The following is a 9,024-nucleotide window of genomic DNA, read 5'->3' on the forward strand; positions in this document are numbered from 1 at the left end:
CAACTCGTCCTGCTTCGCCCTGGCCAGCTCGAAATTGCCGAGAATCCTGCCGCCGTCGAAGATCGGCTGGGTCGCGCTGCCGACGAGCTGAAAGAACGCCGCGTGCGGCTGGAACAGCGAGACCAGGGCCGAGCTCTGATAGCCGCCACTGCCGGTCAGCTGGATGGTGGGAAAGAACTGCGCCCGCGCATTGCCGATATTGGCGGTCGCGGAGGCCAGCTGCGCTTCCTGCCGCCTGATGTCGGGCCGCTGCGTCAGGAGCTCCGAAGGCAGGCCCGGGCTGACCCGCGGGATCGCGACCTGGTTCAGCGAGCCGCCGCTGACGCGCACGCTCTCCAGCGGCCGCGATACCAGCACGGCGAGCGCATTGGCGTTCTGGTCGAGCGTCTGGCGCAAGGGCGGCACCAGCGCCTTCTGGTTGGCGAGCACGCTTTCCTGCTGCGCGACGTCGAGGTCGGTGCCGGTGCCGGCCTTGCGCCGCTCCCGGATGGCATCGAGGATGCGCTGCGCGCTCGCGATGTTGCCCTGGGCCGTGCGCAGCCGGTCCTGCGACGCCAGCACCTGGAAATAGGCGTTGGCCACGCTCGTCAGGGTGGTCAGCGCCACCACGTCGCGGTCGAACCGGTTGGCGACCGCGGTCTCCTCAGCGGCCTGCAGCGCGTCGCGGTTCTGGCCCCAGAAATCGAGCACATAGCTCGCACTCAGCGACGACTGGTAGTTGACGACCTCACGGCCGCCATTGGTGAGTCCGGAGGACGAGGAACCCGAGGTCCGCGAATAGGTCTCTTGTCCCGTGCCGGAGAGGCTCGGCAGCAGCGGCGCGCCGGCCTGCCGCGCCTGGGCGTCGGCCTCGCGCATGCGGGCGACCGCAGCCGCGATGTCGAGGTTGACGCTCTGTGCCTCCTCCATCAACTGCGTGAGCTCCGCCGAGCGGAAGCCGCGCCACCAGTCGAGCGCCGGCGGGGCATCCGCCTTGCCGGCATATTTGTATTGCGGGGGCACATCGAGCGCGGGATCGGGAAGGTCCGAGGTCAGCACGCAGCCGGCCGAACCAAGAGCGATGCAGAATGCAGCCAGAGCGCGCGCCGCCCGGAGCCGGGGCCGCCTGACCGCAACTGCCGGGACTCCCGTCGTCACATCCGCCCCCCGCCGGGCAGACCCAGCCCCTCGCGCCGCCGGAATAACCGATTCGCCACGGGTCGATCTGCCGGCTTTCTGCGCTTCGTTCACAGCGGTGATGCTTCCTGGAACCCGGCGGCCATACTAGCGGCGCGATGCCGGGGCGGACAGTCCCGCACCTGCGAAATCCCCGCGCAAGAAAGCCAGCCGCGAAAGCGTCGGACGCGCAACTTAAGCCCATTTGACGGGGCTTTCTCGCATTCCGCCGATGTCCCCGCGAGCCTCCAGCTTACCAACATTTCATGTGATATTACCGCCACACCCGGTGCTTGGCATGGCGCGCAGCATCCCAAGCGGCCCGCCTCCGCCCGATCGTCCAATGCTGGGCGGAGTTGACCCGATTGCCGAGGAACGACGTTCTCGTGCGCGGCGGAGATCGAAGGACTCTTTCCCACCGCGCGCGATCATTCAGGACAAAAGTCTCCTCCTGCGGAACAGCGTCGCGCAATCAACCAAAGAGGTCTTTGCGGAACGCCTGCGCCATCTCTCCCCCCAGATCGCAAGCGCATCGGACGAACGTGCCCCGTCGGCTTGTGCGGTCATCTCCGCTCCTTTAGGGTCGCTGGAACGTTCGAGGACACGACCGGCTTATCCCTGACATGACCATCAGAAACGACGTCGTCGAAGCGATCGGCAATACACCGCTGATCAAGCTCAAGCGCGCCTCCGAGGCGACGGGCTGCACCATTCTCGGCAAGGCCGAGTTCATGAATCCCGGCCAGTCGGTCAAGGACCGCGCCGGCAAGTGGATGATCCTGGAAGCGGAGAAGCGCGGCGAGCTCAGGCCCGGCGGTCTCGTCGTCGAGGCAACCGCCGGCAACACTGGCATCGGGCTGGCCGTCGTCGCCAGCGCGCGCGGCTACCGGACCTTGATCGTGATCCCGGTGACGCAGAGCCAGGAAAAGAAGGATTTCTTGCGCCTGTGCGGGGCCGAACTCGTCGAGGCCCCGGCGCTGCCCTATTCCAACCCGAACAACTACCAGCACGTCGGCCGGCGGCTCGCCGACCAGCTCCGCAAGAGCGAGCCCAACGGCGTGCTGTTCGCCGACCAGTGGAACAATCTCGACAATCCCAAGGCGCACTACGACTCGACCGGGCCGGAAATCTGGCAGCAGACGGCCGGCAAGGTCGACGGCTTCATCTGCTCGGTCGGTACCGGCGGCACGCTCGCCGGCATCAGCCGTTACCTGAAGGAAAAGAACAAGGACATCGTCACCGCCTGCGCCGATCCGCACGGCTTCGCGATGTATGAGCTGTTCAGGAATGGCCAGGTCAAGTCGACGCCGGGCGACTCGATCACGGAGGGTATCGGTCTCGGACGCAAGACGCCGGTCGTCGAAACCGCAAACGTCGACGACGCCTTCCTGATCTCCGACGAGGAAGCCGTGACCATCATCTACGAGCTGCTGGAGCACGAAGGCCTGTGCCTGGGCGGCTCGACGGGCGTGAACGTCGCCGGTGCTATCCGCCTCGCAAGGCAGATCGGTCCCGGCAAAACCATCGTGACCGTGCTCTGCGACTCCGGCAGCCGCTATCAGTCGAAACTGTTCAACCCGGACTTCATGCGCTCGAAGAACCTTCCCGTACCGGAATGGCTGGAGCAGCGCAGCAAGATCGAGCTGCCGTTCGTGTAGAAGCGAATGGCGAATAGCGAGTGGTGAATGGAGGTTCGCTCCCCATTCGCCACTCGCTATTCGCTCATCGCAGGATCTGGCTCAGGAACAGTCTTGAGCGCGCGTGCTGCGGGTTGGCGAAGAATTCGTTCGGGGTGTTGGCCTCGATGATCTGGCCGGCGTCCATGAATACCACCCGGTTGGCTACCTCGCGGGCGAATCCCATTTCATGCGTCACCACCAGCATGGTCATGCCTTCCCTGGCGAGGTCGACCATGGTGTCGAGCACTTCCTTGACCATTTCAGGATCGAGCGCCGAGGTCGGCTCGTCGAACAGCATCACCTTGGGGTTCATGGTGAGCGCACGCGCGATGGCGACGCGCTGCTGCTGGCCGCCCGACATCTGACCCGGGAACTTGTTGGCCTGGTGCGGGATCTTGACCCGCTCCAGAAACTTCATCGCCGCGGCCTCGGCGTCCTTCTTCGGCATGTTGCGAACCCAGATCGGCGCCAGCGTGCAGTTGTCGAGCACGGTGAGGTGCGGAAACAGGTTGAAGCTCTGGAACACCATGCCGACCTCGCGCCTGACGGCGTCGACGTGCTTGAGGTTGGGTCCGAGGTCGATGCCGTCGACCACGATCTCGCCCTCCTGGAACTCCTCCAGCGCGTTGATGCAGCGGATCAGCGTCGACTTGCCCGAGCCCGACGGGCCGCAGATCACGATGCGCTCGCCCTTCTGCACCTCGAGGTCGATGTCCCTCAGGACATGGAAGTCGCCATACCATTTGTTGAGGCCGGTAATCTTGACGATCGGTTCTGCGGACATGGTTGACCTTGTCTCAGTTGCGGCGGTGAGCATTGAGCCGTTTTTCGACGAAAAGCGAATAGCGCGACATTCCGAAGCAGAAGGCGAAATAGATCATGCCCGTGAAGGCAAAGCCGGTAAACAGGGTCGACGGCGTCGACCATTTGGGATCGGAGAACGAGGCCCGTAGCGAGCCCAGGAGGTCGAACAGCGCCACGATCGAGACCAGCGAGGTGTCCTTGAACAGCGAGATGAAGCTGTTGACGAGGCTCGGGATGACGTGGCGCAGCGCCTGCGGCAGCACGATCAGCGACGTCGTCCTCCACCACGACAGCCCCAGCGCCGCGGCGGCCTCGCCCTGCCCGCGCGGGATCGCAGCTAAGCCGCCCCGGACGTTCTCGGCCTGATAGGCGCCCGTGAACAGCGCGATGCCGATCAGCGCACGCACGAGGCCGTCGACCGAGAAGTTGCCCGGCAGGAACAGGGGCAGCATGTAGGTGGCGAAGAACAGCACGGTGATCAGCGGCACGCCGCGCCAGAACTCGATGAAGGCGATCGAGAATATCCGGATCAGCGGAATCGTGGAGCGCCGCGCGAGCGCGAGCGCGATTCCGATCGGCAGCGAGGTGACGATTCCGGTCACGGAGACCACCAGCGTCACCAAGAGGCCGCCCCACAAATTGGTCGGGACGATCGGCAGACCGCCGCGATCGAGCCCCATCAGCTTGATCACGATGGCGATGGCGACGAACGTCGCAATGCTCCATCCGACGGCGCGCCAGCCCGAGCGCACGCCGCCGCCGAGCATGAAGGCGATCAGGGAGACGACCACGGTGGTGACGGCAAAATCGACCCAGACCGAAGCGCCGGTTCCGTGGATCCGGTCGCTCAGCCAGGTCAGCGGAAGGATCAGCCAGGAGATCGCCGCGCCGATCAGCATGATGAACTTGCCGATGAGCCACAGCAGCGGCCCGATCGCCGAACCCTTGCCGAGATCGAGCAGCACCTCACCGGCGCCCGCAATACTGTCGTCGAACAGGCGCAGCAGTCCGGCCGTCCAGCTCACGCCGAAGCCGCTGATGCCGCCGCCGTGCAGCAGAAAGAATGCGATCACCGGAAAGGCGAAGAAGAACAAGCCGGCGTTGAGACCCTTCGCGGGCAGGCGCGGAACGAGCAGCGGCAGCAGTAGAATCGCCGCGAGGACGAGCGCGAGATTGACCCGCCAGCGCTCGGCTTCCGGGTAGAAGCCATAGATCAGTTGCGGGAGCTTCGCCTGGATGTACGGCCAGCAGGCGCCGACCGAAAATCCGGCGTTTTCGGCGAGGCAGGCCGAACGATCCTTGCCGGTCCAGACCGCATCGACCATCAGGAACTTGAACGCGGGAACGATGCTGTACCAGAGCAGCAGCAGGCTCACGATCGTGAGCAGGATGTTGGTCGGCGAATTCAGGAGCCGCGCCCGCACGAAGCCGACGAAGCCGGTCGAGCGCACCGGCGCCGGGCGCTCGGGCGCCAGCTCCTGCCGGACGAAGGATGGCGCGGCGACGTCCGTCATGCCCCAAGGCTCCGGTTGAGACGCGCACCGTAGATGTTCATGACCAGGCTGGTGGCGAGCGACAGCGCGAGATAGACGCCCATCGTCATCGCGATGATCTCGATCGCCTGCCCGGTCTGGCTCAGCGACGTGCCTGCGAACACCGATACCAGATCGGGATAGCCGATAGCGACCGCCAGCGAGGAATTCTTGGTGAGGTTGAGGTACTGGTTGGTCAGCGGCGGCACGATGACGCGCATGGCCTGCGGCATGACGATCAGGCGGAGCGTGGTGCCACGGCTCAGGCCGAGCGACGACCCCGCCTCCATCTGCCCCTTGTGTACGGACAGGATGCCGGCGCGCACGATCTCGGCGATGAAGGCGGCCGTATAGATCGAGAGCGCCAGCGTCAGCGCCACGAACTCCGGGATGATCCGCGCGCCGCCGGCGAAATTGAATCCCTTGAGCTGCGGCAACTCCAAGGCGAAGGGTGCACCGAACACCAGCATGGTGAGGAGCGGCAGGGCGAACAGGAGACCCAGCACGTAGGGCCAGATCCGGATCATCCGGCCCTCCCGGAACAGCGCGCGCCGCGCCTGGATTCGCAAGGCCAGCGACGCGAGGATGCCGAAGGCGGCCGCGGCCAGGAACGGCTCGAATCCGGCCTCGCCGATCGGGCGGGGAATGACGAGGCCGCGATTGCTGACGAAGACGAGGCCGAAAAGCGAGATGCTCGCCCGCGGATTGGGCAACGCCGCGAGCACCGCAAGGTACCAGAACAGGATCTGGAACAGCAGCGGCAGGTTGCGGATGATCTCCACATAGATCTCGCCCACGCGCGACAACAGCCAGTTGGGCGAGAGCCGGCACAGCGCGACGACGAAGCCGAGCGCGGTGGCGAAGATGATGCCGACCAGCGAGACCACGAGCGTGTTCAGAAGCCCGACCACGAACACGCGCAGGAAGGTGTCCGAGCCGGTATAGGAGATCAGGGTCTGATTGACGTCGAAGCCCGCATTGTTCCTGAGGAAGCCGAAGCCCGCGGCGATGTGCTGGGTCTCGAGGTTGGTGCGGGCATTGGCGATGATCTCGTAGCCGATCCAGCCCAGCACCGCCGCGAAGCCCAGCTGGACGGCGACGCCGTTCCAGCCGGCCTTCCCGCCCAGCGCGCGCCTGATCCTGAGCGCGATCTGGGCCGGTGGTTTACGGGCGTCGGTGCTCATCGCCGCTGCCGCAGAGCAAGGAGATCAGCGGATCGGCGGCGCGTATTGGAGACCGCCCTTGTTCCAGAGATTGTTGAGGCCGCGCGAGATGGCGAGCGGCGAACCAGAGCCGACGTTGCGTTCGAACACCTCGCCATAATTGCCGACCGTCTTCACGATCCGGACCACCCAGTCCTTGGTCAGGCCAAGCTGTTCGCCGAAATTGCCGTCGGTGCCGAGCACGCGCTTCAGCTCGGGATTGTCGGATTTCGCCTTCTCGTCGACGTTCTTCGAGGTAATGCCGAGCTCCTCGGCGGTGACCATGGCGAACAGGGTCCACTTCACGATGTCGAACCACTGGTCGTCGCCATGCCGCACCATCGGCCCGAGCGGCTCCTTGGAAATGATTTCCGGCAGCACGACGTGATCGGCGGGATTGGCAAGCTTCAGGCGGTTGGCGTAGAGGCCGGACTGATCCGTGGTGAACACGTCGCAACGTCCGGACTCATAGGCCTTGACGGTCTCGTCATTGGTGCCGAACGCAATCACCTCGTACTTCATGTTGTTGCTCTTGAAGTAATCGGCAAGATTTTGCTCGGTGGTGGTTCCGGTCTGCACGCAGACAGACGCGCTGTTCAGCTCGAGCGCGGAGTTCACCTTGAGCGACTTCTTCACCATGAAGCCCTGCCCGTCGTAATAGGTGACGCCGGTGAAGTTGGCGCCGAGCGAGGTGTCGCGCGAGAGGGTCCAGGTGGTGTTGCGCGAAAGCACGTCGATCTCGCCGGACTGCAGCGCGGTGAAACGGTCCTTGGCGGACGTCGGCACGTACTTGACCTTGGACGGATCGTTGAAGATGGCGGCGGCGATTGCCCGGCAGACGTCGACGTCGAGCCCGGTCCAGTTGCCCTTGTCGTCGGGCGCGGAAAAGCCCGGAAGCCCCTGGCTGACGCCGCAGGACAGTATGCCCCGATCCTTGACGGTCTTGAGCGTTTGCGCCGTGGCGGTCTGCGAGGTCAGGCCTGCGGCCAGGGCAAGGGTGAGAACCAGAGTTACGCGTTTCATGGGCTGAAGCCTTTCGGGGGTCGTCTTACACACAAGGATCGTCAGGCAAGGATCGTCCGACAAGATCGTCTGAATCGTCCTGGAACGTTCGCTGAACGTCGCGCCTGCCGGAGGGCCGAACCCTTGAATCCCCGCCGCAACACGTTTGCCCGGCGGGCTGAAACGCTTGGTCCGGTCAGGCGATGGATCGAAGGTCGCGCAGGCCCCTCAACATGCGGCGACTGGGTAGCACCTCTGCATCACAGAACGGCTGGCGAGCCGGGTCAAGGGGTTGACGGGACTCTTCTGTGTTCTGTTATTAACGGTTGCGGCCTTCCCGCCGCGCCCGGTGGCCGTCTTGCGGCGCGCGAAAACAGATTTTGAAAGCACTCGCATGGATTCCTCGCAGGACGCCTCGCCCGTTCCACAACACCTCGAGACCCGGCTGGTGACCGCCGGCCGCGACACCAGGGCGCAGAAGGGATTCGTCAATCCGCCGGTCGTTCACGGTTCGACCGTGCTCTACCCAAGCGCCGGGGACCTGCACGCCCATCGCGGCGAGTTCCAGTACGGCCGCCACGGCACGCCGACCACCCGCGCGCTGCAGGACATGCTGATGGCCCTGGAAGGGCCGCAATGCGCCGGCGTCGGCATCGCGCCCTCCGGCCTCGCCGCGATCACCACCACGCTGCTCTCGGTGCTGAAGGCCGGCGACCACCTTCTCGTCTGCGACAACGTCTACCGACCCTCGCGCAATTTCTGCAACGGCCTGCTCGCGCGCTATGGCGTGGCGACCACCTATTTCGATCCGCTGATCGGCTCAGGCATCGCGGCGTTGTTCAAGCCCAACACACGTGCGGTGCTGGTGGAAGCGCCGGGTTCGCAATCCTTCGAAATGCCCGACATCCGCGCGATCGCCGAGGTGGCCCATGCCCGCGGCGCGCTGGTGATCGACGACAACACCTGGGCGACGCCACTCTATCACCGCTCCCTCGAGCAGGGCGTCGATATCAGCATACAGGCAGCCACCAAATACATCGGCGGCCATTCCGACATCATGTTCGGCACCATCTCCGCCAACGCAAAGGCCTGGCCGCTGGTCGCCGAGACCATCCGCCTGCTCGGCGTCTGCGCCGGACCCGACGACGTCTTCCTTGCGCTGCGCGGCCTGCGCACCCTGGCAGTGCGGCTCGCGCAGCACCACCGCTCGGGTCTGGAGATGGCGCGCTGGCTCGCCGCCCGGCCGGAAGTTCAACGCGTGCTGCATCCCGGTCTCGAAAGCGATCCGGGACACGCGATCTGGAAGCGCGACTTCACCGGCGCCTCCGGCCTGTTCAGCATCGTGCTAGAGCCCGCGCCGCAGCAGGCCGTCGATGCGCTGCTCGATACCGTCCGCCTGTTCGGCATGGGCTATTCCTGGGGCGGCTTCGAGAGCCTCGTCATTTCCTTCGACTGCGACGGCTATCGGACGGCGACGAAATGGGCACCGGGCGGCCCGACGCTGCGTCTGCACATCGGGCTCGAGAATGTCGACGACCTCAAGGCCGATCTCGAGCGCGGCTTTGCGGCGCTACGCGCAGCACTCTAAGCCTGCACAACCAGCCTCGCGGCAGGGCACCGCGCGGGGAACGGCGCGATGCCGCGCGCGTC

Annotated in this window: 7 protein-coding genes; 2 read left to right on the forward strand and 5 right to left on the reverse strand. The window is 65.3% G+C overall.

The features are described 5' to 3' along the window. The coding region (locus tag KGM94_RS20380; RefSeq protein WP_300263442.1) for an efflux transporter outer membrane subunit at positions 1-1,137 on the reverse strand (1,137 nt) is incomplete at its 3' end. Positions 1,138-1,778: 641 nt separating this feature from the next. Between KGM94_RS20380 and KGM94_RS20385 the strand changes: the two genes are divergently transcribed. Then, positions 1,779-2,813, forward strand: a complete 1,035-nt coding sequence (locus KGM94_RS20385) for a cysteine synthase A (protein WP_300263444.1) — start codon at positions 1,779-1,781, stop codon at positions 2,811-2,813. A 64-nt stretch (positions 2,814-2,877) separates the two neighbouring features. On the opposite strand, the gene KGM94_RS20390 is transcribed toward KGM94_RS20385, so the two are convergent. From KGM94_RS20390 to KGM94_RS20405, 4 genes are read right to left on the reverse strand one after another with little or no spacing between them, the layout of a single operon-like run. Beyond that, the gene (locus tag KGM94_RS20390; protein WP_300263446.1) at positions 2,878-3,618 is read right to left on the reverse strand and encodes an amino acid ABC transporter ATP-binding protein; all 741 of its coding nucleotides are present in this window, start codon (positions 3,616-3,618) and stop codon (positions 2,878-2,880) included. Positions 3,619-3,631: 13 nt separating this feature from the next. Further along, complete coding sequence (locus KGM94_RS20395) at positions 3,632-5,152, reverse strand: amino acid ABC transporter permease (protein WP_300263447.1); 1,521 nt, start codon at positions 5,150-5,152, stop codon at positions 3,632-3,634. Further along, positions 5,149-6,354, reverse strand: a complete 1,206-nt coding sequence (locus tag KGM94_RS20400; protein ID WP_300263449.1) for an ABC transporter permease subunit — start codon at positions 6,352-6,354, stop codon at positions 5,149-5,151. Before KGM94_RS20400 ends, KGM94_RS20395 begins: the two co-directional genes overlap by 4 nt. 24 nt (positions 6,355-6,378) lie before the next feature. Next, positions 6,379-7,395, reverse strand: coding sequence for an amino acid ABC transporter substrate-binding protein (locus KGM94_RS20405; protein WP_300263451.1), 1,017 nt, complete (start codon positions 7,393-7,395; stop codon positions 6,379-6,381). A gap of 373 nt (positions 7,396-7,768) precedes the next feature. On the opposite strand from KGM94_RS20405, the gene metC reads away from it, so the two are divergent. Then, positions 7,769-8,962: a cystathionine beta-lyase gene (gene metC, locus KGM94_RS20410; RefSeq protein WP_300263453.1), complete on the forward strand. Its 1,194-nt coding sequence runs from the start codon at positions 7,769-7,771 to the stop codon at positions 8,960-8,962. The last annotated feature ends 62 nt before the right edge of the window (positions 8,963-9,024 follow it).

This window comes from Bradyrhizobium sp., from assembly GCF_028868675.1.
Lineage (GTDB): Bacteria > Pseudomonadota > Alphaproteobacteria > Rhizobiales > Xanthobacteraceae > Bradyrhizobium.

Excerpts from the sequence above, each read along its gene's own strand:
- KGM94_RS20385 (WP_300263444.1), top strand. The coding sequence starts at position 1,779 with ATGACCATCAGAAACGACGTCGTCGAAGCGATCGGCAATACACCGCTG.
- KGM94_RS20390 (WP_300263446.1), bottom strand. The coding sequence starts at position 3,618 with ATGTCCGCAGAACCGATCGTCAAGATTACCGGCCTCAACAAATGGTAT.
- KGM94_RS20395 (WP_300263447.1), bottom strand. The coding sequence starts at position 5,152 with ATGACGGACGTCGCCGCGCCATCCTTCGTCCGGCAGGAGCTGGCGCCC.
- KGM94_RS20400 (WP_300263449.1), bottom strand. The coding sequence starts at position 6,354 with ATGAGCACCGACGCCCGTAAACCACCGGCCCAGATCGCGCTCAGGATC.
- KGM94_RS20405 (WP_300263451.1), bottom strand. The coding sequence starts at position 7,395 with ATGAAACGCGTAACTCTGGTTCTCACCCTTGCCCTGGCCGCAGGCCTG.
- metC (WP_300263453.1), top strand. The coding sequence starts at position 7,769 with ATGGATTCCTCGCAGGACGCCTCGCCCGTTCCACAACACCTCGAGACC.